General features: G+C 72.9%; 18 protein-coding genes. 13 read left to right on the top strand and 5 right to left on the bottom strand.

The features are described 5' to 3' along the window. Positions 1 to 595 precede the first annotated feature (595 nt). The gene (locus G5C51_RS03020) at positions 596 to 2,218 is read right to left on the bottom strand and encodes an AMP-binding protein (protein ID WP_165231101.1); all 1,623 of its coding nucleotides are present in this window, start codon (positions 2,216 to 2,218) and stop codon (positions 596 to 598) included. A 170-nt stretch (positions 2,219 to 2,388) separates the two neighbouring features. On the opposite strand from G5C51_RS03020, the gene G5C51_RS03025 reads away from it, so the two are divergent. The 5 genes from G5C51_RS03025 (at position 2,389) to G5C51_RS03045 (ending at position 6,703) form a co-directional block, all read left to right on the top strand. Next, on the top strand, positions 2,389 to 3,195 hold the full coding sequence (locus G5C51_RS03025; RefSeq protein ID WP_165231104.1) for a crotonase/enoyl-CoA hydratase family protein: 807 nt from the start codon (positions 2,389 to 2,391) through the stop codon (positions 3,193 to 3,195). After that, the gene (locus G5C51_RS03030) at positions 3,195 to 4,145 is read left to right on the top strand and encodes a Zn-ribbon domain-containing OB-fold protein (RefSeq protein WP_165231107.1); all 951 of its coding nucleotides are present in this window, start codon (positions 3,195 to 3,197) and stop codon (positions 4,143 to 4,145) included. Before G5C51_RS03025 ends, G5C51_RS03030 begins: the two co-directional genes overlap by 1 nt. Continuing rightward, positions 4,145 to 5,215: a thiolase domain-containing protein gene (locus tag G5C51_RS03035; protein WP_165231110.1), complete on the top strand. Its 1,071-nt coding sequence runs from the start codon at positions 4,145 to 4,147 to the stop codon at positions 5,213 to 5,215. The genes G5C51_RS03030 and G5C51_RS03035 overlap by 1 nt, the downstream gene beginning before the upstream one ends. Beyond that, positions 5,212 to 6,378, top strand: coding sequence for a thiolase domain-containing protein (locus tag G5C51_RS03040; protein WP_165231113.1), 1,167 nt, complete (start codon positions 5,212 to 5,214; stop codon positions 6,376 to 6,378). Before G5C51_RS03035 ends, G5C51_RS03040 begins: the two co-directional genes overlap by 4 nt. 82 nt (positions 6,379 to 6,460) lie before the next feature. Next, positions 6,461 to 6,703, top strand: a complete 243-nt coding sequence (locus G5C51_RS03045; RefSeq protein ID WP_165231116.1) for a DUF397 domain-containing protein — start codon at positions 6,461 to 6,463, stop codon at positions 6,701 to 6,703. 7 nt (positions 6,704 to 6,710) lie between these two features. Here G5C51_RS03045 and G5C51_RS03050 read toward each other — a convergent pair whose 3' ends face one another. Then, positions 6,711 to 7,421: a leucine-rich repeat domain-containing protein gene (locus G5C51_RS03050; protein WP_165231120.1), complete on the bottom strand. Its 711-nt coding sequence runs from the start codon at positions 7,419 to 7,421 to the stop codon at positions 6,711 to 6,713. Between the two features lie 103 nt (positions 7,422 to 7,524). Here G5C51_RS03050 and G5C51_RS03055 point away from each other — a divergent pair, with 103 nt between their 5' ends. Together G5C51_RS03055 and G5C51_RS03060 are read left to right on the top strand one after the other, a co-directional pair. Beyond that, the gene (locus tag G5C51_RS03055; RefSeq protein ID WP_165231123.1) at positions 7,525 to 10,389 is read left to right on the top strand and encodes an ATP-binding protein; all 2,865 of its coding nucleotides are present in this window, start codon (positions 7,525 to 7,527) and stop codon (positions 10,387 to 10,389) included. Positions 10,390 to 10,478: 89 nt separating this feature from the next. Next, positions 10,479 to 10,979, top strand: a complete 501-nt coding sequence (locus G5C51_RS03060) for a hypothetical protein (protein WP_165231126.1) — start codon at positions 10,479 to 10,481, stop codon at positions 10,977 to 10,979. Positions 10,980 to 10,999: 20 nt separating this feature from the next. On the opposite strand, the gene G5C51_RS03065 is transcribed toward G5C51_RS03060, so the two are convergent. After that, positions 11,000 to 13,018 carry an N-acetylmuramoyl-L-alanine amidase gene (locus G5C51_RS03065; protein ID WP_206313350.1) on the bottom strand — a complete coding sequence of 673 codons (2,019 nt, stop codon included), beginning with the start codon at positions 13,016 to 13,018 and terminating at the stop codon, positions 11,000 to 11,002. Between the two features lie 273 nt (positions 13,019 to 13,291). After that, complete coding sequence (locus G5C51_RS03070; protein WP_165231129.1) at positions 13,292 to 14,449, bottom strand: aminoglycoside phosphotransferase family protein; 1,158 nt, start codon at positions 14,447 to 14,449, stop codon at positions 13,292 to 13,294. 273 nt (positions 14,450 to 14,722) lie between these two features. Between G5C51_RS03070 and G5C51_RS03075 the strand changes: the two genes are divergently transcribed. After that, a complete protein-coding gene (locus G5C51_RS03075; RefSeq protein WP_165231131.1) occupies positions 14,723 to 16,198 on the top strand; it encodes a DNA-binding protein NsdB in 1,476 nt (491 codons plus the stop codon). Positions 16,199 to 16,237: 39 nt separating this feature from the next. Here G5C51_RS03075 and G5C51_RS03080 read toward each other — a convergent pair whose 3' ends face one another. Beyond that, the gene (locus tag G5C51_RS03080) at positions 16,238 to 17,674 is read right to left on the bottom strand and encodes a PP2C family protein-serine/threonine phosphatase (RefSeq protein ID WP_165231134.1); all 1,437 of its coding nucleotides are present in this window, start codon (positions 17,672 to 17,674) and stop codon (positions 16,238 to 16,240) included. Positions 17,675 to 17,926: 252 nt separating this feature from the next. On the opposite strand from G5C51_RS03080, the gene G5C51_RS03085 reads away from it, so the two are divergent. The 5 genes from G5C51_RS03085 (at position 17,927) to G5C51_RS03105 (ending at position 26,222) form a co-directional block, all read left to right on the top strand. Further along, positions 17,927 to 19,378, top strand: a complete 1,452-nt coding sequence (locus tag G5C51_RS03085) for a HEAT repeat domain-containing protein (RefSeq protein ID WP_165231137.1) — start codon at positions 17,927 to 17,929, stop codon at positions 19,376 to 19,378. Between the two features lie 112 nt (positions 19,379 to 19,490). After that, on the top strand, positions 19,491 to 20,612 hold the full coding sequence (locus G5C51_RS03090; protein WP_165231140.1) for a glycosyltransferase family 4 protein: 1,122 nt from the start codon (positions 19,491 to 19,493) through the stop codon (positions 20,610 to 20,612). Next, positions 20,609 to 21,784 carry a glycosyltransferase gene (locus G5C51_RS03095; RefSeq protein ID WP_165231143.1) on the top strand — a complete coding sequence of 392 codons (1,176 nt, stop codon included), beginning with the start codon at positions 20,609 to 20,611 and terminating at the stop codon, positions 21,782 to 21,784. The genes G5C51_RS03090 and G5C51_RS03095 overlap by 4 nt, the downstream gene beginning before the upstream one ends. After that, positions 21,781 to 22,629 (top strand): SGNH/GDSL hydrolase family protein, encoded by an 849-nt coding sequence (locus tag G5C51_RS03100; RefSeq protein ID WP_338117994.1) that lies wholly within the window; start codon positions 21,781 to 21,783, stop codon positions 22,627 to 22,629. Before G5C51_RS03095 ends, G5C51_RS03100 begins: the two co-directional genes overlap by 4 nt. Continuing rightward, the gene (locus G5C51_RS03105; RefSeq protein ID WP_165231147.1) at positions 22,626 to 26,222 is read left to right on the top strand and encodes a hydantoinase B/oxoprolinase family protein; all 3,597 of its coding nucleotides are present in this window, start codon (positions 22,626 to 22,628) and stop codon (positions 26,220 to 26,222) included. The genes G5C51_RS03100 and G5C51_RS03105 overlap by 4 nt, the downstream gene beginning before the upstream one ends. Positions 26,223 to 26,282 lie beyond the last annotated feature (60 nt).

The following is a 26,282-nucleotide window of genomic DNA, read 5'->3' on the forward strand; positions in this document are numbered from 1 at the left end:
CGGTTCCTGCGGTGAGTGCTCCGCACGTGAGGCCAGCACCGGGATCATCTCCTGCCCAGTTGAGTGGGTTTCATCTACGGCCGCGTCTGTTCAAAATGGCAACGGGGATAGATGTCAGAGCAACTGCGGACGCCAGGAGTAGGATTCGCCCGAGGGTTACGTCTTCTGTTACCAGAACGGATATGGCGACAGCAAGGAATAGGAACGCGAATGCTGTCGACGCGTAGGCGAGAATCTTGACTATCGCATCCCGAGACTCATCCATGGAGACGCCTCCCGAGCCAGTGGGGTCTTGGTAGGCGCCGGCGAAGCGAGGGGGCTGGGTGGCGCCGACGTTTTCGGTGGTGTCGGTGAGTAGAAGCTCTGCCCGTAGCAGGTCACAGAGTCCAAAGTTCCCTCTGCCTTGCGGACGAATCCGGTGTCCACTCATGCAGTGGACGTGGCATCGCTCTTCAGTCCGGCAGCGCCAGTCTGAGTGAGACCGACGTCGCAGTTCGGACGTAGTGCGCCGTCAAGTCGTTCGCCCATGCCGCCGGAGCCCGGCGGTCAAGTGTTCAACGGTTCGGGGGCACGGTGCCAGAGCCAGTGAGGCGACTCAGCCCTTTGCCGCGACCTCCTTTGCCCAGCGGTAGTCGGCCTTGCCGCTCGGGGAGCGTTGGATGTGGTCGGTGAAGACGACGGTGCGGGGGATTTTGTAGCCGGCCAGGTGGGTGCGGCAGTGGGACTGCACCGCCTCTGCCGAGAGCGGGTCGGCGCCGTCGCGCGGTTGGATGACGGCCGCCACCCGGTTGCCCCAGCGCTCGTCCGGGACGCCCGCCACCAGCACGTCGTAGACGTCGGGGTGCGCCTTCAGCGCCTCCTCGACCTCCTCCGGATAGACCTTCTCGCCACCGGTGTTGATGCACTGCGAGCCGCGCCCGAGCACCGTGACGACGCCGCCCTCGTCCACCGTCGCCATGTCGCCGAGCAGCACCCAGCGCTGCCCGTCGGCGTCCTGGAAGAAGGTCTCGGCTGACTTCTTCGGGTCGTTGTAGTAGCCGAGCGGCACATGGCCGCGCTGCGCGACGCGGCCCACCTCACCCGGCGGTACGGGCTCGTGCGTGGCCGGATCGACCACCATCGTGCGCTCGTTGACCTCGACCCGGAAACCACGCGCTCCGCCGCTGTCCGACGTCGCGGTGCCGTTGAAGCCCGACTCGGAGGAGCCGAAGTTGTTCAGCAGCATGCAGTTCGGCACCAGCTTGCGGAAACGAGCGGCGAGAGTCTCCGAGAGGATGGCGCCGGAGCTGGAGACGCTGAAGAGCGACGAGCAGTCCGTGTCCTTCAGCGGACCCTCCAGGGCGTCGACCATGGGGCGGAGCATCGCGTCGCCCACCAGCGAGATGCTGGTGACCTTCTCCTTGGCGACGGTGCGCAGCACCTCCTCCGGCACATACTTGCGGTGCGTGATCACCTTCTGGCCGAAGTTGAAGCCGATGAACGAGGTCAGCGTCGCCGTGCCGTGCATCAGCGGCGGCGTCGGGAAGAAGACCAGGCCCTCGCCGCCGGCCGCCACCCGCTCGGCCAGTTCCTCCGGTCGCTTCACCGGGTCCCCGGTCGGCGCCCCGCCGCCGAGCCCCGAGAAGAACAGGTCCTCCTGGCGCCACATCACGCCCTTGGGCATGCCGGTGGTGCCGCCGGTGTAGATGATGAACTGGTCGTCCGCCGACCGCTTCCCGAACCCGCGGCCGGAAGACCCGGACGCCTCCGCCTCCGCGAACGGCACCGGCGTGACGGACGGCTCGGGCGCGTCCGCGGCCGGTTCTCCGGTACGTATCAGATGGCGCAGCTTCGGCGCCCGCGGCAGCGCGGCCGCCACCCGGGGGGTGAACTCCGCGTCGAAGATCAGCGCCGTGAGGTCGGCGTCGCGGAAGAGATAGACCAGCTCCTCTTCCACGTAGCGGTAGTTGATGTTCACCGGCACCGCGCGGATCTTTACGCAGGCCAGGGCGGTCTGCAGATACTCCACGCAGTTGTAGAGGTACAGGCCCACGTGCTCGCCCGGTTTGACGCCCGCGTCCTCGAGGTGGTGCGCCAGGCGGTTCGCCGCCGCGTCCAGCTCGGCATACGTCAGCCGGCGCTCGGCGCCGCTGCCCGGATGGTCGATGTGCACCAGCGCTTCGCGGTCCGGGACCGTGTCCACGACGGACTCGAAGAGGTCGGCAAGGTTGTACTCCACGGCTCCTCCTGGCCCCTGCGGCGGTGGTCTGGCCGTCATTAGAGCGCCGCCGCGCACAGGTGGGAAGGGCGGCGGCAGAAAAAATCTGACTGACCGTCAGAAAGAGTCTTGAAGAAGGGGTGCCGCTACTGCAACCTGTTCTACGTCTCGCGACAGGAGGGCGTAACGACATGGGCGGAAGCGAGCACCTCACGGTGGAACGGGTGGGCGCCACCCTTGTGCTGACCCTGAATCGGCCGGAGGCGAAGAACGCGCTCTCGCTGCCGATGCTGGTCGGCCTCTACGACGGCTGGCAGGAGGCGGACGCGGACGACGACATCAGGTCGGTGGTCTTCACCGGCGCCGGCGGCGACTTCTGCGCCGGCATGGACCTCAAGGCCCTGGCCGGCGGCGGCAAGCTGAACGGCGACGACCCGTACCGGCACCGCATGAAGGAAGACCCGGACCTGCACTGGAAGGCGATGCTGCGGCATCACCGGCCGCGCAAGCCGGTCATCGCGGCGGTGGAGGGGTATTGCGTGGCCGGCGGCACCGAGATGCTGCAGGGCACGGACATCCGGGTGGCGGGGGAGAGCGCTACCTTCGGGCTCTTCGAGGTGGCGCGGGGGCTGTTCCCGATCGGCGGGTCGACGGTGCGGCTGCCGCGGCAGATCGCCCGGACGCACGCCCTCGAAATGCTGCTCACCGGGCGTCCGTACACGGCGGAAGAGGCCCGCGACATCGGGCTGATCGGGCACGTCGTCCCCGACGGCACCGCGGTCGAGAAGGCCCTGGAGATCGCCGAGAAGATCAATAACTGCGGCCCGCTGGCCGTCGAGGCGATCAAGGCCAGCGTCTACGACACGGCGTCGCTGCCCGAGGAGGACGGCCTGAAGCTCGAACTCGAGCGCGGCTGGCCCATCTTCGCCACCGCCGACGCCAAAGAAGGCTCCAAGGCCTTCGCCGAGAAGCGCACCCCGAAGTTCCGGAGGGCCTGATGACGGACGTGCTCAGCGCTCCACTCGTCGTGGAGTTCCCGTTCACCCGCTCGCTCGGCCCGGTGCAGAGCGCCTTCCTCACCGGGCTGCGCGAGCAGACCGTGCTCGGCGTGCGCACGGCCGCCGGGAAGGTGCTGGTGCCCCCGGTCGAGTACGACCCCGAGACCTCCGCCGAGCTGAGCGAACTCGCCGAGGTCGGCGCGACAGGCACCGTCACCACCTGGGCCTGGAACCACGAGCCGCGCCGTGGCCAGCCGCTCGACACCCCCTTCGCGTGGGTGCTGGTCCGGCTCGACGGCGCGGACACGGCGCTGCTGCACGCGCTGGACGTGCCGGGCCCCGACGCGGTGCACACCGGCATGCGGGTCCGTATCCGCTGGGCCGCCGAACGCGCGGGCGCCATCACCGACATCGCCTGCTTCGAGCCGGCCGCCGACGACGGCGCGCCGCTCGCCGCCGCCACCCCGCACTCCGGCGCCTTCGAGGACCCGCTCACCGGCGTCACGCTCCCCGCCCGCCTCGACTACACCTACACGCCGGGCCGCGCGACCACCTCGTATCTGAACGGGCTGAAGGAGCGCCGCCTCATCGGCGAGCGCTGCCCGGTCTGCGAGAAGGTCTACATCCCGCCCCGCGGAGCCTGTCCCACCGACGGCGTCGCCACCGCCGAGAAGGTCGAGGTGGGCCCGTCCGGCACCGTCACCACGTACGCCATCGTCAACATCAAGGCCAAGAACCTCGACGTCGAGGTGCCGTACGTCTACGCCCACGTGGCCATGGACGGCGCCGGGCTCCCGCTGCACGGGCGGATCGGCGGCATCCCGTACGACCAGGTGCGGATGGGGATGCGGGTCGAGCCGGTGTGGAAGGACGGCAACGACTACCCCGATCACTACCGCCCCACGGGCGAACCGGACGCGGACTACGACATGTACAAGGAGCAGCTCTGATGCCGTCGTACGCACGCGACGTGGCCGTCGTCGCCTTCGCCCAGTCCGACCACAAGCGGCACACGGACGAGCAGTCCGAGGTCGAGATGCTGATGCCGGTGCTGCACCAGGTGCTGGCCGCCACCGGCCTGAAGACCGGTGACATCGACTTCACCTGCTCCGGGTCCAGCGACTATCTCGCCGGCCGTGCCTTCTCCTTCACCATGGCGCTCGACGGGGTCGGCGCCTGGCCGCCGATCTCCGAGTCGCACGTCGAGATGGACGGGGCGTGGGCGCTGTACGAGGCGTGGGTGAAGATCCAGACCGGCGAGGCGGATACGGCGCTGGTCTACTCGTACGGGAAGTCCTCGCCGGGTTCGGTACGCGATGTGCTGACGCGGCAGCTGGACCCGTACTACGTCGCCCCGCTGTGGCCGGACGCACCCGCTCTTGCCGCGCTGCAGGCACAGGCGTTGATCGACGCAGGCGAGGCGGACGAGAAGGCCCTGGCCGGCGTCGCCTCCCGTAGCCGGGCCGCGGCGGCCGGCAACCCGCATGCCCAGCTGCGAGGCGAGCGCCCGCAGGGCGACTATGCCGTCCAGCCGCTGCGTACGGGGGACCTGCCGCCGGTCACCGACGGCGCGGCCGCCGTGATCCTCGCCGCCGACGACACCGCGCGCCGGCTGTGCGAACGCCCCGCCTGGATCCGCGGCATCGACCACCGCATCGAGGCCCACAGCCTCGGCGTCCGCGACCTCACCGACTCGCCGTCCACCCGGCAGGCCGCGGAGCGGGCCGGGGCCTTCGAGCGGCCGGTGGACACGGCGGAGCTGCATGCGCCGTTCAGCTCGCAGGAGTTGGTGCTGCGCAAGGCGCTCGGCCTCGACGACAGCGTCTCCGTGAACCCGTCCGGCGGCGCCCTCGCCGCCAATCCGATCATGGCCGCCGGGCTCATCCGGATCGGTGAGGTCGCGGCCCGTATCCACCGCGGCGAGTCGGCCCGCGCCCTCGCGCACGCCACCTCGGGCCCGTGCCTGCAGCAGAACCTGGTCGCCGTCCTCGAAGGCCAAGAAGGAGAGGCAAGCCGATGAGCAAGCAGCCAGTCGCGGTGACCGGGATCGGCCAGACCAAGCATGTGGCCGCCCGCCGCGACGTCTCCATAGCGGGCCTGGTCCGCGAGGCCGCCCAGCGCGCCCTCGAGGACGCGGGCCTCGACTGGCCCGACATCGACGCCGTCGTCATCGGGAAGGCCCCCGACTTCTTCGAGGGCGTGATGATGCCGGAGCTGTATCTGGCCGACGCCCTCGGCGCGGTCGGCAAGCCGATGCTGCGCGTACACACGGCGGGCTCGGTCGGCGGCTCGACGGCGCTGGTCGCGTCGAACCTGGTCGCGGCGGGCGTGCACGAGACCGTCCTCACCGTCGCGTTCGAGAAGCAGTCGGAGTCCAACGCGATGTGGGGCCTGTCGCTGCCGGTCCCGTTCACCCAGCCGCTCGTCGCGGGCGCGGGCGGCTTCTTCGCCCCGCACATCCGCTCGTACATGCGGCGGACGGGGGCGCCCGACACCATCGGCTCCCTGGTCGCGTACAAGGACCGCAGGAACGCCCTGAAGAACCCCTACGCGCACCTCCATGAGCACGACATCACCCTGGAGAAGGTGCAGGCCTCGCCGATGCTCTGGGACCCGGTCCGCTACTCGGAGACCTGCCCGTCGTCGGACGGCGCCTGCGCGATGGTGCTGTCCTCGCGGGAGCGCGCCGCCCGCGCGCCGCACCGCCCTGCCTGGGTGCACGGCGGGGCGATGCGCAGCGAGCCGACCATGTTCGCGGGCAAGGACACGGTCTCGCCGCAGGCGGGCAAGGACTGCGCGGCGGACGTCTACCGGCAGGCCGGCATCACCGACCCGCGCCGGGAGATCGACGCGGTCGAGATGTACGTCCCGTTCAGCTGGTACGAGCCGATGTGGCTGGAAAATCTGGGCTTCGCACAGGAGGGCGAGGGGTGGAAGCTGACGGAGTCCGGCGTGACGGAACTCGACGGCGACCTGCCCGTCAATCCGTCCGGCGGGGTGCTCTCCACCAACCCCATCGGCGCCTCCGGCATGATCCGCTTCGCGGAGGCGGCGCTGCAGGTCCGCGGGCAGGCCGGGGAGCATCAGGTGGACGGCGCCCGGCGCGCGGTGGGACACGCGTACGGGGGCGGCTCGCAGTTCTTCGCCATGTGGCTGGTCGGTGACGAGCCGCCGACGTCCTGAAGTCATCCTTCCGTGACCTGTCGGGCATTCGCCGCGATGGCTAGGCTGGCCGCCAGGACGCAGCACCGGGAGGAGCGAGGACGTGGCCGAACGCACCACTGAACAACCGCTGGCCGGCGGCCAGAAGAAGCCGGAGCTCGACCTGTCGCACGCGCAGTGGCAGTCGAGCACCCAGGGGATCGGCGACGTCCAGATCGCCTTTGTCGAGGGCTATATCGCCATGCGCGACGGCCGCAACCCCGAGGGCCCGGCGCTGATCTTCACGCCCGCCGAGTGGCGCGCCTTCGTACTGGGCGCGCGGGACGGCGAGTTCGACCTTACGTAAGCCGCCATCACGTCAGCACGAAGACGCCGCGGTCGCGGAGCCGCCCGAGGACCGGGGCCGGCTCCGCGCCGAGCGGATTCCAGCGCAGGTCGAGGCGCTCCAGGGCGGGCAGCTCCGGCAGCCAGCCGGGGAGCCCGGCGATCCGGTTCGCCCGCAGGTCCAGCCGCCGCAGTAGAGGCAGATCGCGCAACGCGTCCGGGACGGCGGTGAGTTCGTTCTCCCGCAGCTCCAGCTCGCGCAGTTCCCGCAGCCGGGATACGGAGCCGGGCAGCCCGGTGAGCCGGTTGCCGCGCAGCCACAGCTCGCGCAGCGCGCCGAGATCGCCCACCGCCGCCGGCAGCTCGCGCAGGCCGCAGCGCTGGGCGCGCAGCTCCACCAGCGACGCCATGCCGCCGAGGGCGGCGGGGAGTTGGCCCAGCGGATTGTCGCCGACGTTGAGATACGTGAGGCGGTCCAGCGCGCCGAGCGTGTCCGGGAGCCCGGTGATCCGGTTCTCGTGCAGGTAGAGACAGCCCGTCAGCTCCGGTAGCGAGCCGAGCTCCGGCGGCACAGCGGTGAGCCGGTTGTGGCCGAGGTCGAGGGTGTGCAGGTGCCGCAAGCGGGCGATGTCCGGCGGGATTTCGGCCAGCTCGTTGTCCGCGAGGATCAGCACCCGCTGCCCGGTGTCCCGCCACACCGCGTTCGGTACGACCCTCAGTCCCGCCCGCCACAGATCCACCCCCGCATCCTGCCGCAGGCCGGGGTCATATGCGGGCCTACGGGCGTACTCTCTGGAGCCATCGGGCTGTGCCCATCGAAAAGCACCGGACCGGTGATGCCGTATGGCGGGAATGCTGCTGGAGCGCGACGCCGAACTCGACGCCGTCGACGAGGCGCTCGCCGCGCTCACCGGGCTGCGCCCGAACGGCTCCGGGCCCGCCGGGCGGCAGCGCGGCGGGCTCATCGCCGTCGCGGGGCGCGCGGGGCTCGGCAAGACCACCCTCCTCACCGAAACGCGCCGGCGCGCCGCCGCGCGCGGCTGCACCGTGCTCTTCGCCCGCGGCGGCGACCAGGAGCAGGGGGTGGCGTTCCACGTCGCCCGGCAGCTGCTGCAGCCGCAACTCGCCCGCTACGCCGACGCGGAGCTGCGGGCCAGCCTCGGCGGCTGGTACGGGATCGTCGGCCCGGCCCTCGGCCTGAGCGGCGCCGCCGACGGCGCCCCACCGGACCCGCAGGGCCTGCGGGACGGACTCGACTGGGTGCTCACCCACCTCGGCACCCGGCGCTCGCCCGTCGTGCTCGTCCTCGACGACGCGCACTGGGCGGACGCGGAGTCCCTCGGCTGGCTCACCGCCTTCGTGTCCCGCGTCGAGGACCTGCCGATGCTGGTGGTCGTCGCGTACCGGCCGGAGGAACTCCCCGAGACCGCCGAGGCGTTCCGCGCCCTGCCGGGTCGCGCCGGCGGCCGGCCCGTAGACCTGGAGCCGCTCACCGCCCCCGCCATCGCCCGCCTCGTCCGCGAGCGCGTCGGCAAGCACGCCGACGACGCCTTCTGCCGCGAGTGCTGGGCCGTCACCGCGGGCAACCCCTTCGAGGCCGTCGAGCTCAGCGCCAAGGTGGCCGCCCGCGCGTTACGCCCCGACGAGTCCAGCGCGCACCTGCTGCGCGACCTCGCCGCCGCCGTCAAGGGCACCGGGCTCGTGCACCGGCTCGAGCGGCTCGGCGCCTCCACCGTGCGCATGGCCTGGGCCTGCGCGGTGCTGGGCACCGAGATCTCCCCGCGGCTCGCCGCCGCCGTCGCCGGACTCGGTGCCGAGGAGGCCGCCGACGCCGCCGACCGGCTGCGCGAGGTCCGTATCCTCACCGGCGCCGACACCCTGGAGTTCGTCCACCCGCTGATCGCCACCGCCGTCTACCGCGCCATCCCCGACGCCGTCCGCGTCGCCCTGCACGGCCAGGCCGCCTGGTCCGTCATCGACGCGGGCCTCGGCCCCGCCACGGCGGCCCGGCACCTGCTGGAGACGCACCCCGAGAACGACCCGCTGGTGGTCCGCACCCTGCGCGAGGCCGCCGGCGAGACCCAGCGCGCCGGCGCTCCGGAGACCGCCCGCGGCTACCTCGCCCGCGCGCTGCGCGAGCCCCCGCCGTACGAGGAGCGCGCCGCCGTCCTCTACGAACTCGGCTGCGCCTCCCTCCTCACCGAACCCGCCACCACCGTCAACCACCTCCGTGCCGCCCTGGAGGAGCCCGTCGCCGACCCGGCGCTGCGCGCCGCCATAGTCCGCCGCCTCTCCCAGACCCTCGCCCACGCCGACCGCCTCGGCGAGGCCTCCGACGTCGTCGGCCAGGCCGCCCGCGTCGCCACCGACGCCCGCGAACGGCTCCGCATGCGGGCCGAGCAGTTCATGTGGGACGCCTTCCGCGCCGACGAACCCGACTCGCCCGCCCGTTCCCGCCGCCTCGCCAAGCTCGCCGACCGGCTCTCGGGCCGCGATCTCACCGAGCGCTACATCATCGGCCTGCGCGCCTGGGACATCACCCTGCGCGCCGAGCCCGCGCACAACGCCGTCCGGCACGCCGAGCGCGCCCTGGCCGGCGGCCTCGGCTGGGCGGACGAGGAGCGCGGCTTCGAGGTGCCGGTGCTGGTGGCCCTGGCCTTCATGTACGCCGACCGGCCGGGCCGCGCCGAGGACCTCTTCGCCGACGGCATCGCCGCCTTCGAGCGCCAGGGCTGGCGCGGCGCCCACCTCTCCTTCGGCTACACGCTGCTCGGCTACATCCGCTACCGCCGCGGCCGCTACGCGGAGGCGGAGGACTTCGTCCGCGACGGCCTGCGGCTGGCCGACCGCGTCGGGCGCGGCACCCCCGTCTGCTGGTACGCGGTGACGATCCTGATCGAGGTGCTGCTGGCCCGCGGCCGTACCGGCGAGGCGCAGCGGCTCGCCGAGGAGTACGACTTCGGCCCGCCGTTCCCCGCCGCGGTGGTCTTCCCCGACTCCCAGACGGTCTACGGGGAGCTGCTGCTGGCCCGTGGCCGGCACGAGGAGGCGGCGGCGGAGTTCGCCGCCGCGGGCCGCCGCCTGGAGCCCCGCGGCATCCGCAACCCGAGCTGGTGCCCCTGGCGGCTCGAGCTGGCCCGTGCCGAGGCCGCGACCACCCCGGAACGGGCGGCCCGGCTCACCGACGAGGCCCTCGACCTCGCCCGCGGCTACGGCACCGCGTCCGGCATCGGCCAGGCGCTCCGGATCAGCGCGGAGATCGCACCCGCGGGCGAGCGCCCGAAGGTCCTGCACGAGGCGGTCGCGCACCTGGAGCGCTCCCCGGCGGCCGGCGAGCTGGCCCGGGCCCTGGTCGCGTACGGCCGCGCCCTGCGCTGTGCGGGCCACGCCCCGGAATCCGCGGAGATCCTCTACCGCGGCCTGGAGACGGCCCTGTCCTGCGGCGCGGACCGGCTGGCGGAGGACGCCCGCGACGAACTGGCGGCGGCCGGCCTGCGCCCGCGGCGGCTGCGCACGGTCGGCACGGACGCGCTCAGCGGCCACGAGCGGGTGGTGGCCGAACTGGCCGCATCCGGCCTTGCGGTCCCGCGGATCGCGGAGCGGACGGGCACGGAGGAGCGGGAGGTGGAGCTGCTGCTGTCCGCGGTGTACCGCAAGGTGGGCACGGACGCCGCGGGTCTCGCGGAGGCCCTGCACACGACCCGCTGAGCCGGCCCGGCCGGTCTCCGGCGAAACCCGTCCGGTCCGCGGAACCCCGCGCGGCGGCGCAATCGCCGCGCCCCTTTACGATTGACCCCATGGCCTTCCTCCGCCGCCGCAGCGCCCCCACCCCCGCAGGGCCGGAATTCGACGTACTCGCCATGGACCCCGGTGACTGGCCGGGCGACCTCGGCGCCGGCCTGCTGCCCGCACCCGACGGGACCTGCCAGGGCGTCTTCCTGCGCTACGACCTGTTCGGCGGCCGCGGCCCTGCCATGATCATCGGCAATCTCCCCGAGGGCTCCCCGGCCCGCGAGATCGAGGCGGGCCAGCCCCCCTTCGAGGTCGCGCAGCTGCTCGCCGCGCTCGGTCACGAGGAGCCGGTCACCGTCACCGGCACCGAGGACACCCCGGTGATGCACCAGGACAACCTGCTGATCGTCAAGCGCGTCACGCTCTCCGAGGACCGCGTCTCCTGCGTCCAGTTCGACCGCAACGACAAGGTGCTCGTCACCATCGCCAGCTGGGAGCGCCCGATCACCGACGACCTGTACGCGCTGCTCAAGCCGCTGCCCGCGGAGCTCTTCCAGCAGGGCTGAGCTCCGCGGGCGACCGTGCCTCAGCTACGGGAGTCCCGCACGTCCACCTGGTCGGCCTTCACATACGCCACCCGGTGCCCGAACTGGATCTCGTAGTACACGGTCTTGCCGCGCACCACCTGGCTGTCCGGGTCCTGGTAGTTCTCCGCGTAATAGTGCTCGGACCGCACCCGGTCGCCGAGCACGTACCGCTGCCCGGCGGGCATCTCGTACGGCAGCGGCGTCAGCTCGATCGGCTCGACCTCCTTCGGGTACGCCTCCTTCTCCGGCAGCACCCGCCCGTAGATCTCGACCTTCACGCCGTCCTTCGGGGTGATGACCTTCCCCTTGGCGTTGACCGCGGTCGGCTCGCCGGCCGGGTTCTTGAACCAGGCCTTCTGGCCGAGATACCAGACCGCCGTCCAGTCGCCCCTCCGCTCCGCCACCGCGTACTGCTGTCCGGTGGAGGCGCGGGCGCCGGTGTCGTTGACGCCGATGGAGGACTTGCCCTCCGGCGGGTGCAGGCCGACGTCCTTCACCAGCGGCGCGTCGTCGCTCGGCTCGGTGTGCAGCCGGACCGCGCCGGAGCCGTGCGGCGGGCAGTCGTGGGCGCCGGCCTTCTCGCACGAGGTGTACTCGGGCTGGTGGGTGTCGTAGTCCGGGCGGATCGTCACCATCCCGCCGTTCGGGCCGGCGTTGGGGACGAACGGGCGGCCCAGCAGCGTGAAGTAGTGCTGCCAGTCCCAGTAGGGCCCCGGGTCGGTGTGCATGCCCGGGATCTTCGCGGCGTTTATGGCCGGCACGGTGTCGTGGCCCAGGATGTGCTGGCGGTCCAGCGGGATGTCGTACTTGGCCGCCATCCAGCGCACCAGGCGGGCCGAGTTGCGGTACATCGCCTCCGTGTACCAGGCGTCCGGATTGACCAGGAAGCCCTCGTGCTCCAGGCCGATGGACTGCGAGTTGACGTGCCAGTTGCCGGCCTGCCAGGCCACGTCCTTGTGCTTGACGTGCTGCGCGACATGGCCGTCGCGCGAGCGCAGGGTGTACTGCCAGGAGACGTAGGTCGGGTCCTGGACCATGTTGACCGTGCCGTCGTACTTCGCCTCCGTGTCGTGGATGACGATGTAGCGGATCGGCTGGTCGTTGGGGCGGTCGGCCTTGTCGTGGTTCCCGTAGTCGTCCTCGCCGTCGTCGCCCTTGTATTCCTCGTACGGCGCCGGGATCCACTCGCAGGCCAGATTCGGCGGGCACTCGCTCTCGCCCGGATCGGCCTTGCGCAGGCCGAGGGTGTCCAGCTGGGCGGCGTTGGGGTTGGCGGCGGCGTCCGCCGCGAGCGCGACGCGCTGACCCGCGTCGGTGGTACGGGCCATGCCCTGGCGGATCACCGCGTAGACGTCGTCGGCGAAGTTCCGCGCGGTGCCCGCGTCTTCGGCGCCGGAGTAGCGGGCCACCGCGCCGTACCAGTCGGCGGGGCGGTCGCTGAGCTCGCGCCCGGACTCGCGCTGGAGCTGCGCCAGCAGGGCGGCGCCGCCGGCGACGTTCGCCGCCGGGTCGCTGCGCAGATCGGCGCCGGAGCGGCCGGTGAGCCGGGCCGCGCGGTTCAGGGTCTGCAGCTCCTTGCCGGAGGAGGCGGCGGCCCGGTCGGCGGTGGTGCCGTCGGGCGGGGGCACGGCGGCGCTGCTGCCCCTGACGGTCCGCGGGCGGCTGTCGTCGCCACGCGCGTCCTCGCCCCCGTGATGGTGCTCGCCACTGGACTTCAGCGCGGTACGGGCATCGGTGAGGTGCATCGGGCCGTAGCCGCCGGTGACGCTCGGGGCGCCGGAGTGGCCGTCCCAGCGCGACTGGAGGTAGGAGACGCCGAGCAGCACGCTCTGCGGGACGCGGTAGCGCTCGGCGGCGTCGGCGAAGGCCTGTTGCAGCTTGTCGGGCGACTCCGAACCCGCCGTGGCGGGCGGGGCGGCGGAGACCAGCGGCAGCAGCAGTGCGGCGGAGGCCGCGAGGCCGGCCGCGCGGGCCGCGCTCCGGCGGCTCAGCAGACTGGGCGGGACGATTCCTCGCAAGGGGTGCCTCCTCGGCGGACTGCTCAGGAGTGTGACGGAACGTGTCGGCTGTGCTTGCGGGGCGTAACGGGACTAAGGAATATCGGTTGTCCGACGATCCGTCAATCACCCTTGAAATGCCGAGTCTTCGCACGTCAGCGGCCTGCGGCGCGTCAGAGGTGTGAACCAATGCCGCCACTCGGCGCAACCGTCGTGCAACCGTCCGGGCGCACGAAGAAGGCGGTGCCCGACCCCTCGGCGGGCACCGCCCGCTTCGTACTGCTACCCGGCCCGTCAGCGGGTGCCGACCGCCGCTCGCACGGCCTTGCGCGCCATCTGGGCGTCGTCGTGCAAGCGGCGCAGGAGCAGCCGCAGTTCCTCACCGGAACCGGGCAGCGGACCCTGCTGCTGGCCGGCCGGGCCCGCCCCGGCGGCAGGGGCCGGGGCGGTGGCAGGCGCGGCGTGCATGGCGCGCTGCACCGCCGCCTCGTATGTACGGATCTCGCGGGTCAGGACCAGCATCAGGTTCACCAGGAAGGCATCCCGCGAGGCCGGGCCGCCGGCCTGGGCCAGTTGGCTGATCTGCCGGCGCACCCCGGAGGCGTCGCCCAGCGCCATCCAGAGCGTGGCCAGGTCATAGCCCGGCAGATACCAGCCGGCGTGCTCCCAGTCGACGAGCACGGCGCCGCCCGGGGACAGCAGCACATTGGGCAGCAGCGCGTCGCCGTGGCAGAACTGGCCCGGGCCGTGCGCCAGGCCGTGCAGCAGCGTCTGCAGGTCGCCCATGTCGCGGTCGGTGAGCAGGCCGAGGTCGTGGAAGCGGGCCAGCCGCTCCCCGTAGTCGAGCGGGGCGGTGAAGGCGCCGGCCGGCGGCCGCCACATATTGACCCGGCAGAGGGCGGCGAGCGCGGCGCGCACGTCGGCACGCGGGGGCGGATCGACAGGATGCCGCTGCAGCGCCGCCGCTCTGCCGGGAGTCCGCTCGATGACCAGCACGCACTGCTCCGGGTCCGCGGCGATCAGCCGCGGCACCCGCACCGGCGGGCGGTGCCGGACGAAGGTGCGGTAGGCGGCTATTTCGTGCCGGAACCGCTCGGTCCACGCGGGGGAGCGGTCGAGCAGGCACTTGGCCACCACGGTGGCACGGCCTGTGGTGCCGACCAGTAACACCGAGCGGGAGCTGCGCCGCAGCACCTGCACGGCGTTGAAGTCCGGGCAGATGCGCTGCACGGCTGCGATGGCGGTGCGCAGCCGGTCGCCCTGCGGTCCGGTGAGGTCGAGCCTGCCGCTGACCGGGAGCCGCCCCGCCGGTGGAATCCGCCGGGTGCGCGGCGCGCCGGACAGGTGGGCGCCGGCCGCGTGGCCCGGGTCTAGGTACGGTGCGCCGCCGCCGGGCTGCGCCCGCAGCGGGCGGTGCGGCGGGGCGGACACGGAAGCAGAAGCTGCGTACATGGCGGTTACGAATCCCTTCGCGCGCCGAACGGTTGGCAACGCGCCCCGGCCGGCAGCTCCCGTAACGGAAGACTCCCGTGGCCCGCCCGCCGCACCCTGGGGAATGCGGCGGGCATTTGCCACTGGACTGCTCGCCGGGTGGCGCACTCATACAGCACACCCACGCACGGGTGGCAGACCACCTAGCGCACCCTGGCGAACCATGGCGAATCCTCGCCGGACCGTTACTGCAGGACTAGTGTCCAATTCAGCCGAGAACCCTGGGGGCTTCACGTGGAGAGGGAACCGAACACCAGACTCGCAGACCTGTTCGCCATGGCGGGCTGGTCCAAAGGTGAGTTGGCGAGACTGGTGAACCGGCAGGCGGCGGCCATGGGCTTTCCGCAGCTGGCGACGGACACATCGCGGGTACGGCGGTGGATCGAGCAGGGAGAGATCCCGCGCGATCCGGTCCCGCGGGTGATGTCCGCCCTGTTCACCGAGCAACTCGGCCGTGTCGTGACCATTGAGGATCTCGGGCTGGAGCGAGCCGGGCGCGCGGGGAAGAGGCAGTCCGCTGACGCACTGCCTTGGGCTCCCGAACGTACCGCCGAGGTGCTCACCGAATTCACGGGAATGGACCTCATGCTCAACCGACGCGGCCTGGTGGGCGCGGGCGCCGCGCTCGCCGCAGGCTCAGCACTAACGAGCGCCATGTACGACTGGTTGCACACCGATCCAGCCCTCACCGCCGGACCCCCACGGCTCTCCGCCACCCTCGCAGGCGCCGACGCCGACGCGGTCGCCTTCGACAGATACGAGGCGACGCCGGTGGGCTCCCAGGAGATCGAGGCGCTGGAGCGGTCCGTCGAAGTGTTCCGGGCGTGGGACGCGGCGCGCGGCGGCGGGCTGCAGCGCAAGGCGGTCGTGGGCCAGCTCAACGAGGTGGGCGGCATGCTCGCCTACAAGCACCCGGACCATCTGCAGCGCCGGCTGTGGGGGGTGGCGGCCAACCTGGCGGTCCTCGCCGGGTGGATGTCGCACGACGTGGGCCTCGAGCCCACCGCCCAGAAGTATTTCGTCATCGCCACGCACGCCGCTCGCGAAGGCGGTGACCGGCCGCGGGCCGGGGAGGCGCTGTCCCGGGCCGCCCGCCAGATGATCCACCTGGGACGTCCGGACGACGCCCTGGACCTGATGAAGCTCGCCAACTCCGGCTCGGGCAACCGCACGCTGCCGCGCACCCGCGCCATGCTCCACACCATCGAGGCGTGGGCGCTGGCGGCGCAGGGTCGCGGCCGGGCGATGCGTCGCACCCTCGGCGAGGCGGAGGACCTCTTCGTCTCGGACAAGAGCGATGTGCCGCCGCCGAGTTGGATGCAGCTGTTCGACGAGGCGGATATGCACGGCATGCAGGCGCTGGCGTTCCGTACCCTCGCCGACCACGAACCGGACGCGGCGCGGCTGGCGCAGGAGCATGCCAAGAAGGCCCTCGAGCTGCGGCAGAACGGCCGCCAGCGGTCCCAGATCATGGACTACATCTCGCTGGCCTCCGCGTGCTTCATCGCCGACGACCCCGAGCAGGCGGACCGCTACGCCCGCCTGGCGCTCGTCAGCATCGGCGAGACCTCCTCGCACCGCACCTGGGACCGGCTCCGCGAGATGTACCGGCTGACGGGCCAGTATTCGGGCTACCCGAAGGTGCACGACCTCCGCGAGGAGATCAAGCTGGCGCTGCCGCGCGCGCCGAAGGGAGCCGCCCGGGCCTGACCAGAACGGGTGGTTTGCAAGAGAGGGAGCGAGGACGCGTCAGCTCACGCGCGCGACCAGCACGCAGGCGTCGTCCTCGCGTTCGTCACCGCCGAACTCCTCGATCGCGGCGCGCAGCAGCGTCTGCGCGCTGCCCGCGGCCGCGAACCGGCCGGCCAGGGCCAGCAGCCGCTCCTGCCCATCGGCAGGTGCGAGCCCGTCGGTGTGCAGCAACAGCACATCGCCCGGCAGCAGTTGCTCGGTCTGCTGGCCGTAATCCCCGGTCCCGGCCGCGCCGAGGAGGACGCCACGGGGGGTGGCGAGCGCCCGGCCCTCTCCTCCTCGGAAGAGGAGCGGGGGCGGATGACCGGCCTGAGCCCACTCGAGGCGGCGGGCGACCGGTTCGTAGCGGCAGCAGAGGGTGCTGCCGACGGCCGGGTGCTGGGAGTTCTCCAGCAGCTCGTTGAGATGGCCCAGCAGTGGCGCGGGGGGCAGGCCGGTCATCGCCATGCCGCGCACGGCGCCGAGCAGCATCGCCATCCCGGAGGTGGCGACGACGCCGTGCCCCGCGAGGTCGCCGACGCTCAGGAACGTGGACCCGTCGGGCAGCGCCAGCGCGTCGTACCAGTCGCCGCCCACCAGGTCGCCGGCCGCGGCCGGGAAATAGTGCGCGCCGAGGTCGAGCCCCTCGGATCTGCCGGGCGGGAACCGCAGGGAGCCGCGCCACGGCGGCAGCACGGCCTCCTGCAGCTCGACCGCAAGCCGGTGCTCGGTCCGCGCGATGTGCCGCTGGCGCTGCAGTGAGTCACGGGTCTCGCTGAGCGCCTTTTCCGTGCGGCGCAGCTCGCTGACGTCGCGCAGCACCGCCCACATCGAAATGGTGCCGCCGACGGCGTCGAGCACGGGCTCGCCCACCATGTGCAGCGTGCGCTCCTCGCCGTCCGGGCGCACGATGCGGAACTCTCCGTCGATCGTCTTGCCGTCCACCAGGCAGTCGGTGACCATCCCGGCCAGCCGGCGCTGATCCTCCGAATGGATCCAGGAAGGCAGTTCGTCGAGGGAGAGCGGTCCTTCGCCCGGGTCGCGGCCGAAGATCTCGTAGAGCTCCCCCGACCAGTCGATGGTGTCCCGGCGCAGATCCCACTCCGCGCTGCCGACCCGGCCGCCGACGCTCTCCGGTGATACGGCGGGGGCGGCGGGCAGCGTCTGCCCGGCCCCCTGGTCCTCCGGTGCGTACGAGTCCGCGGGCAGGCCCTCGCGCAGCTGGCCCAGCTGGGTGCCGAGGTCGTCGAGCTGATGCGCGGCGAGATCGCACAGCGCGCGCTGCCAGCGGGACTGCGGGTCGCCTGCTCCTTCTCCGGAGTCCTCGGCGAAGGTCTCCCGGCGCACGGAGTCCACGCCGGTGCGTAAGCGGCGCAGCTGGGAGATCAGAGCGTCCACCGTGCTGCGCCCGGGGGGCCGGGCCGCGGGGCGGTCCGCGGAGAGATGGGACGGCATGAGCGCACTCCGGTGTCTGTCGAAGGGCCGCTATGACTGTTGCACAGGCCGGGGCGGCCCGTAAGCCATTTCGCAATACTCGGACTGATGGTGCCGCTGGCATATGCCCAAGGAGCTACGTTTAGGCCACCCAGGACGGCGGAATACGAGCCTCCATGTACGCTGCCCGTCGGGCGCCTGGGATGACCAGCTCGCCCCTGATTCCACGGAAATTCCGTTGCCAGCAGACCCCCCACACCGGATGCTGACGTCATGTTCGAGCGATTCATAGCTGGTGCGGCGCCCAGTGGCACGCTCCTCGGCCTCCTGCAGCGGGGCCGCGGTGACGGGACCCTGCACGCGCTCGCCGCACCGCGGGCCGAGGCCCTCGATGCGCTGTACCACTGCGTGTGCAGCGATCCGCGGCGTGACTGGCAGGTCGAGAACCGATCGCTCTACTACGCCCGCCTCTGTCTCGAGCTCGACGCCGGGCTCGGTCCCGTCGAGGAGCACCTCTTCGCGGCGGACGACCTGATCGCCCCTGATGAGCAGCGCTGCGGTCTGGCCCTTGCGGTGCTCGGCCACCTGGCCGGATATGACCGTACGGACGCCCTCGTGCTGCTGCGCCGGTACGCAGCCGCCGGCGGCTGCTGGCAGTGGGCCCTCGATGAGCTGGCGCTGCGCGACGACGACGCCTCGCTGCGGGCGCTGGCCCCCGCCGTGCTCGGCCGCTTCCCGGAGACCGAGGAGGGCGACAAGGCCCTCGCCGAAGCGGTCAAGGAAGCCTTCGAACCCCGGCCCTGGATGCTGTGGGCCGATGACCCCGTGTACGGCCCGCGGGTGCGCGCCGCGCAGGAGCGGCGCAGCTTCGACCGCTGGCAGCGGCAGCTGAACTCGCGCGGCCCCCGCCCCGACTGGTCCGTCGGCGCCGTGCTGGCGTGGGCCGACGAGGCCCACGACGCCACCGGCGAGGAGGGCGGGCAGCAACGCCACTTCGCCGCCGCCGCCCGCTGCCTGGCCGCCGTGGCCGACCCCGAGGACCGCCCGGAGCTTCTCGCCACGGCCCTGCACGGCTCCGCCGGGGCCCGCGCGGCCGCGATCGTGCATCTCGCGTCCGCCGGGGATCCGGACGCCCTCGACCTCATCGAAGCCGCCACCGCATCGGGCTCGGAGGCGGTGGCCCATGCGGCCCTCGCCGCTTTTGCCCGGATGTGTTCCACCGCCGCCCTGGACCGCGCCAGGGCCTGGGCGGGCCGCGCCGACGACCTCGGCACCACCGCCGCCGTCATGTTGGCCTGCCGCGGCGCCGCGGCTGATGCCCCCGCCGTACGGGCCGCGCTGCTGCGCACCATCCGCGACCAGGGCCCGGACGCCGATGCCCTCTGGGCGCTCACCGAGGGCGCCGGGCGGCTGCGGGTGGCCGACGCCGCCCCGGTGCTGCGGCACATTTATCGCGAGACCACCTCCTCCCAGCTGCGCGGCCACGCCGCCAGGGCGCTCGCCGCCACCGACCCGTCCTTCGCCACCGGCTTCGCCGTCGAGTGCCTGTGGGACTGCGAGGAATCCACCCGGGAGATCGCCGCCCGGCATGCCGAGACCGCCGACGCCCGCGTCGTCGCGCAGCTGCGCCGGCTGGCCGCCGATCCGGCCGAGGAGGACGGCGTTCAGGACGTCGTCCGGACCCGCATCACGCCCGACGGGGCGGCGGGTAGCGCGGCCGGCTGAACGCCGGGGCGCACGCGGGCGCGCACCGCGGCACCCAAATGCTCATGGGGTGTTCCCCGGAGGGTCAGCTTCGCGACCCCCGGGGAACCGTCTGTTCGGCGAGAACAGCGGTATGCGTGTCGCGATCGTCACCGAATCCTTCCCGCCCGACGTCAACGGCGTGGCCAACTGCGCCATGCACACCGCCCGGCACCTCGTCCGGCGCGGGCACGACGTCCTCGTCGCGGCCCCGGCCGCAACCGACGACTCCACCGCCGCCGAGACCCCCTGCCGTGTCGTACGGCTGCGCGCCGTTCCGCTGCCGGGCTACCGCCAGGTGCGCCTCGCCCTGCCCAGCCGCCGGCTCGCGGCGGAGCTGGCCGCGCACGGCAGCGAACTCGTCCACCTCGCCAGCCCCTTCGTCCTCGGGGGCCGCGGCGTCGCGGCCGCCGCCAAGCTCGGCATCCCGTCGGTCGCGGTCTACCAGACCGACCTCGGCTCCTACGCCCGTACCTACATGGGCGCCGGTGAGGCGCTCGCCTGGCGCCGGATCCGGCAGCTGCACTCCGCCGCCGACCTCACCCTGGCCCCGTCGACGGCGGCGCTGAGCCAGCTCGCCGGGCACGGCGTGCCCCGGGTCCGGCTCTGGCCGCGCGGCGTCGACTCGCTGCGCTTCCACCCGCTGCGGCGCGACGAGGCGCTGCGCCGGAAGCTGCTCGACGGCGCCAAGGTGCTCGTCGGGTACGTGGGACGGCTGGCGCCCGAGAAGCATGTGGCGCTGCTCGCCGCCACGCAGCAGCTGCCCGGCGTGCAGGTGGTGGTCGTCGGCGACGGGCCGAGCGCCGCCCAGCTGCGCGACGCGCTGCCCGAGGCGCACTTCATGGGCGCCCGCTCGGGGATGGAGCTGGCGAAGATCTTCGCCTCCCTGGACGTCTTCGTGCACACCGGCCCGTACGAGACCTTCTGCCAGACCGTCCAGGAGGCGATGGCCAGCGGGGTGCCCGTGGTGGCGCCGGCCGCGGGGGGTCCGCTCGATCTCGTCGCGCACGGGAAGACCGGGTATCTGGTGCCGCCGCTGGACGCGATGGCTGTCCGGGACGCCGTCGACGGACTCGCGCAGGACCCGCTGCTGCGCGCCGAGTTCGGGCGGGAGGCGCGGGCCGCGGTGGCGGGCCGTACCTGGGAGGCGATCGGCGATGAACTGCTCGGGCACTACGCCGGCGTGCGCGCCGGCCGGGAGGCGGTGGCGGTATGAACACCATGGAGACGGCTAATAGCGCGCTGCGGATTGTTCGCGTCGCGAACTTCATAGCGCCCACTTCTGGCGGCCTGCGCACCGCGCTGCGCGAGCTCGGCGCCGGCTACCGGGAGGCCGGGCACGAGCCGGTGCTGGTGCTGCCCGGCGAGTACGCGGGCGACGAGCAGACCCCGCAGGGGCGGGTGATCACCCTCCCGGGGCCGCTGCTGCCCGGCACCGGCGGCTACCGAGTGCTGGCCGACCGGCGCAAGGTGGGGCGGCTGCTGGAGGAGCTCGGCCCCGACCGGCTCGAGGTCTCCGACCGCACCACCCTGCGATGGACGGGGGAGTGGGCCCGGCGCGCGCGGGTGCCGTCGGTGATGGTGTCGCACGAGAGCGTCGACGGCGTGCTGCGGACCTGGGGCGTGCCGCGCGCCGCCGCCGAGCGGGCCGCCGACTCGCTCAACCGGCGCACCGCGCACGCCTTCCGCAAGGTGGTGTGCACGACGGACTGGGCGGCGCGGGAGTTCGAGCGGATCGGAGCGCGCAATGTCGTACGGGCACCGCTGGGCGTGGATCTGGCGCGGCGGCATCCGGCGCGGCGCAGCGGTGAGTTGCGGGCGCTGTATGCCGCCGAGGGCGAGCTGCTGCTGCTCATGTGCTCCCGGCTGTCGCCGGAGAAGCGCCCCGCGCGGGCGCTGGAGACGCTCGCCGAGCTGCGCCGCCGCGGGGTCGCCGCGCGGCTGCTGATCGCCGGCGACGGCCCGCTGCGCGACCGCCTGGAGCGGCGCGCGGTGGCCGAGGGACTACCGGTGCGGTTCCTCGGCCACCTGCGCGGCAGCGAGCTCGCCGTGCACCAGGCGAGCGCCGATGTGGTGCTCGCGCCCGGGCCGGTGGAGACCTTCGGCCTGGCCGCGCTGGAGGCGCTCGCGTCGGGCACCCCTGTGGTGGCGAGCGAGAGCTCGGCGCTGCCCGCGGTGGTCGGCGAGGGCGGCGAGGCGGTGGCGGACAGCGGAGCGGCGTTCGCGGACGGGGTGGAGCGGCTGCTCGCCCGGCCCGAGGCGGAGCGGCGGGGCACGGCCCGTAACCGGGCGGAGGGCTATGGGTGGCCGGCGGCGGTCGACGCCTTCCTGGCCGCGCACGGCGCGCGGCCGCGCACCCGGCCCGCGGTGCTCGAGGGTGCGGCGTGAGTGCCGAGCTGCGGTTCGCCGTGCTCGGCGACTCGCTCTCCGAGGGCGTGGGCGATCCGGCGCCCGGCGGCGGCTGGCGCGGCTGGTGCGAGCTGCTCGCCGGGGCGCTGGCCGCGGACCGGCCGGTGCGGGTGATCAAAGTGGCCCGCAGCGGCGCGCTCAGTACGGACGTGGCGTACCGGCAGCTGCCGGCCGCGCTGGCCGAACGCCCGCAGCTGGCCTCGGTGATGGCCGGCGGCAACGACACGCTGCGGGCCGGCTTCGACATCCACCGCACCGTGGCCGCGCTCGACCACACCATGGGCGCCCTGACGGAGTCCGGCGCGCGGCTGCTGACCGCGTGCCTGCCCGACGCGGGCCGCGCGCTCGGCCTGCCGTGGCCGCTGGCGCGCCCGCTCGCCCGGCGCATGGACGCGGTGAACACGGCGGTGCACGCCCTGTCCGAGCGCTACGACGCGCTGCATCTGCACCTCGCCGTGCATCCCTGCACGGCGGAGCGCGGCGCCCGGAGCGTGGACCGGCTGCATCCGAGCGAGCTCGGCCATCGGGTCCTGGCGCGTGCCTTCCATGCCGAGTTGGTGGGCGCCGGTCTTGCCGCCGGGGCGCCGCCGGGCGCGGATCCCGAGACGCCCGCGCCGTCCGTGCTGGACGGTGCGCGGTGGCTGGCCTTCGAGGGCACCCGCTGGGTGGCGCAGCGGTGTACGGATCTGCTGCCCGGGCTGCTCGGTCTCGCCGTCGCGGAGAGCAGGTACTGGCTGCTGCGACGCGAGCACGAGCTGGAGGAACGGGCCCGCGGGGCCACCCTGGCGGCGCTGTCGGCGCCCGCTGCCAGAATGGCGGCATGACGGAGCGCTGGGAGTTCTGGATCGACCGTGGCGGCACCTTCACCGACGTCGTGGGCAAGCGGCCTGACGGCCGCCTGGTCGCGCGGAAGCTGCTGTCGCACGACCCGGAGCGGTATCGCGACGCGGCCGTCGCGGGCATCCGCCTGACGCTGGGGCTCGGGCTCGAGGAGCCGGTGCCGGCGGACCGTATCTCCGTGGTCAAGATGGGCACGACCGTCGCCACGAACGCGCTGCTGGAGCGCAAGGGCGAGCCCACCGCGCTGGTGATCACCGAGGGCTTCCGCGACGCGCTGCGCATCGCGTACCAGAACCGGCCCCGGCTCTTCGACCGGCACATCGTGCTGCCCGAGGCGCTCTACGACCGCGTCATCGAGGTGCCCGAGCGGATCGGTGCGCACGGCGAGACGGTCCGGGACTTCGCGGCGGAGCCGGTGCGGGAGCAGCTGCAAGCCGCCTACAGGGACGGCATCCGCAGCGCCGCGATCGTCTTTATGCACGGCTATCGCCATCCGGCGCACGAGCGCGCGGCCGCCGAGCTGGCCAGGGAGGCCGGCTTTACGCAGGTCAGCTGTTCGCATGAGGTCAGCCCGCTGATGAAGCTGGTGCCGCGCGGCGACACGACCGTCGTGGACGCCTATTTGTCGCCGATCCTGCACCGGTACGTGGACGAGGTCGCAAGTGAACTGCAGGGCATCCGGCTGATGTTCATGCAGTCCAGCGGCGGGCTGCGGGAGGCGGCGCACTTCCGGGGCAAGGACGCCGTGCTGTCCGGACCCGCGGGCGGCGTCGTCGGGATGGTGCGCGCGTCGGGAGAGGCCGGCCACGAGCGCGTCATCGGCTTCGACATGGGCGGTACGTCCACGGACGTGTCGCACTACGCGGGCGAGTACGAGCGGGACTTCGGCACCGAGGTCGCGGGCGTGCGGATGCGGGCGCCGATGATGTCCATCCACACGGTCGCCGCCGGCGGCGGCTCGGTGCTGCACTTCGACGGCCGCCGCTACCGGGTCGGCCCCGACTCGGCGGGGGCGGTGCCGGGCCCCGTCTGCTACCGCCGCGGGGGACCGCTGACGGTCACGGACGCGAACGTGATGCTCGGCCGCGTACAACCCGCGCACTTTCCCTCGGTGTTCGGCCCCGGCGGCGACCAGCCGCTGGACGCGGCGGCGGTGCGGGAGACGTTCGCCGCGCTGGCGGACGAGGCGGCGGCCGCGGTCGGCGACCGGCGCACCCCCGAGGAGGTGGCGGCGGGCTTCACCGAGATCGCGGTGCTCAACATGGCCAACGCGGTGAAGAAGATCTCGGTGCAGCGCGGCCATGACGTCACCCGGTATGCGCTGACCAGCTTCGGCGGGGCCGGCGGGCAGCATGCCTGCGCGGTCGCCGACGCGCTGGGGATCAACACGGTGATCGTGCCGCCTTTTGCGGGCGTGCTGTCCGCGTACGGGATCGGGGTGGCGGCGGCCACGGCGATCCGGGAGCGGTCGGTGGAGGTGGAGCTGGGCGCTGCCGCTATGGACCGGATCCGCGGGGTGGCGGAGGAGCTGGCCGGGATCACCCGCGAGGAGCTGCGCGCCGACGGGATTCCGGACGCGGCGGTGTCGACGGCGGCGCGGGTGCATCTGCGGTACGCCGGCACGGACTCGAGCATTCCGGTGCCGCTGGGGGAAGCGGCGGACATGGCGGCGGAGTTCGCGCGGGTGCACCGCGAGCGGTACGCCTTCACGATGGACAAGCCGCTGATCGCGGAGGCGGTGTCGGTGGAGGCGTCGTCGGCGGAGCCGGAGGCGGGCTTCGGGATCGACGCGCCGGAGCGCCGGGAGGGCGCGTTGCGGCCGGCGGACCGGGTGCGGATCTTCACCGAGGGGCGCTGGCAGGACGCCGATCTGTTTGAGCGTACGGACCTGCGCCCCGGCGACGCCGTGACCGGACCGGCGATCATCGCGGAGGCCGACGCCACGACGGTCGTCGACCCGGGCTGGGCGGCGGCGGCCGATGAGGGCGGCCATCTGCTGCTCGAGCGCGTGACGCCGCGGCCGGAGCGGGTGGCGGTGGGCACCGACGTCGACCCGGTGATGCTGGAGGTCTTCAACAGCCTCTTCATGGCCATCGCCGAACAGATGGGCCTGCGGCTGGAGAACACCGCGCACTCGGTCAACATCAAGGAGCGGCTGGACTTCAGCTGCGCGCTGTTCGACGCGGACGGGAATCTGATCGCGAACGCGCCGCACATCCCGGTGCACCTCGGGTCGATGGGGGAGTCCATCAAGGAGGTGCTGCGGCGCAATGAGGGCACGATGCGGCCCGGGGATGTGTACGCGATCAACGACCCGTATCACGGGGGCACGCATCTGCCGGATGTGACGGTGGTGACCCCCGTATTCGACGAATCCGGCGACGAGTTGCTCTTCCTGGTCGCCTCCCGCGGCCACCACGCCGAGATCGGCGGCATCACGCCGGGGTCGATGCCCGCCTTCAGCCGGACGATCCACGAGGAGGGCATCCTCTTCGACAACTGGCTGCTGGTGCGCGACGGGCAGTTGCGGGAGGCGGAGACCCGCGAGCTGCTCGGCTCCGGGCCGTATCCCTCGCGCGCGCCTGACGCCAACATCGCGGACCTGCGGGCGCAGATCGCGGCGAACGAGAAGGGCATCCGGGAACTGCGCAAGATGATCACGCAGTTCGGCCTGGACGTGGTGCAGGCGTACATGGGGCACGTGCAGGACAACGCGGAGGAGTCCGTGCGCCGCATCGTCGCCGGGCTCGAGGACGGCTCGTACCGCTACGAGACGGACGGCGGGGCGGTCATCGAGGTCGCGCTGCATGTCGACAAGGCGACCCGCAGCGCGGTGCTGGACTTCGCGGGCACGTCGGCGGAGCAGCCGGGGAACGTCAACGCGCCGAGCTCGGTGGTGATGGCGGCGGTGCTGTACGTCTTCCGCACCCTGATCGCCGACGACATCCCGCTCAACAGCGGCTGCCTGAAGCCCCTCGAAGTGCGCATCCCGGAGGGCTCGATGCTGGCGCCTGCCTACCCGGCGGCGACGGTGGCGGGAAACGTGGAGACCTCGCAGGCGGTGACCGGCGCGCTGTACGCGGCGCTCGGCGTGCAGGCCGAGGGGTCCGGCACGATGAACAACCTCACCTTCGGCAACGACCGCGCCCAGTACTACGAGACGGTGGCCAGCGGCTCGGGAGCCGGCGACGGCTTCGCGGGCGTGGACGCGGTGCAGACCCATATGACGAACTCGCGGCTGACCGACCCCGAGGTCCTGGAGTGGCGCTATCCGGTGCGGGTGGAGGAGTTCGCGGTCCGCGACGGCAGCGGCGGCGCCGGCCGCTGGCGCGGCGGCTGCGGCGTGGTGCGCCGGCTGCGCTTCCTGGAGCCGATGACGGTGACGCTGCTGTCCGGCCACCGGCGGGTGCCCCCGTACGGCATGGCGGGCGGCGCGCCCGGCGCCCTGGGCCGTAACGCGATCGAGCGGGCGGACGGCTCGGTCAGCGCGCTGGAGGGGAGCGACACGCAGGAGGCCGGGGCCGGAGACGTGCTGGTGATCGAGACGCCGGGCGGCGGAGGCTACGGCACGCCGTAGCACCGTGCGCGCGCTGGGTCATTTCGGCCATTGTCGGTGGCACCGCCTAATCTGTCCGTC

It is taken from the genome of Streptomyces coryli, assembly GCF_011044975.1.
Classification (GTDB): domain Bacteria; phylum Actinomycetota; class Actinomycetes; order Streptomycetales; family Streptomycetaceae; genus Streptomyces; species Streptomyces coryli.

Coding starts and splice junctions, on each gene's coding strand:
- G5C51_RS03025 (WP_165231104.1), top strand. CDS start 2,389: ATGGGCGGAAGCGAGCACCTCACGGTGGAACGGGTGGGCGCCACCCTT.
- G5C51_RS03030 (WP_165231107.1), top strand. CDS start 3,195: ATGACGGACGTGCTCAGCGCTCCACTCGTCGTGGAGTTCCCGTTCACC.
- G5C51_RS03035 (WP_165231110.1), top strand. CDS start 4,145: ATGCCGTCGTACGCACGCGACGTGGCCGTCGTCGCCTTCGCCCAGTCC.
- G5C51_RS03040 (WP_165231113.1), top strand. CDS start 5,212: ATGAGCAAGCAGCCAGTCGCGGTGACCGGGATCGGCCAGACCAAGCAT.
- G5C51_RS03055 (WP_165231123.1), top strand. CDS start 7,525: ATGGCGGGAATGCTGCTGGAGCGCGACGCCGAACTCGACGCCGTCGAC.
- G5C51_RS03060 (WP_165231126.1), top strand. CDS start 10,479: ATGGCCTTCCTCCGCCGCCGCAGCGCCCCCACCCCCGCAGGGCCGGAA.
- G5C51_RS03070 (WP_165231129.1), bottom strand. CDS start 14,449: ATGTACGCAGCTTCTGCTTCCGTGTCCGCCCCGCCGCACCGCCCGCTG.
- G5C51_RS03080 (WP_165231134.1), bottom strand. CDS start 17,674: ATGCCGTCCCATCTCTCCGCGGACCGCCCCGCGGCCCGGCCCCCCGGG.
- G5C51_RS03085 (WP_165231137.1), top strand. CDS start 17,927: ATGTTCGAGCGATTCATAGCTGGTGCGGCGCCCAGTGGCACGCTCCTC.
- G5C51_RS03090 (WP_165231140.1), top strand. CDS start 19,491: ATGCGTGTCGCGATCGTCACCGAATCCTTCCCGCCCGACGTCAACGGC.
- G5C51_RS03095 (WP_165231143.1), top strand. CDS start 20,609: ATGAACACCATGGAGACGGCTAATAGCGCGCTGCGGATTGTTCGCGTC.
- G5C51_RS03105 (WP_165231147.1), top strand. CDS start 22,626: ATGACGGAGCGCTGGGAGTTCTGGATCGACCGTGGCGGCACCTTCACC.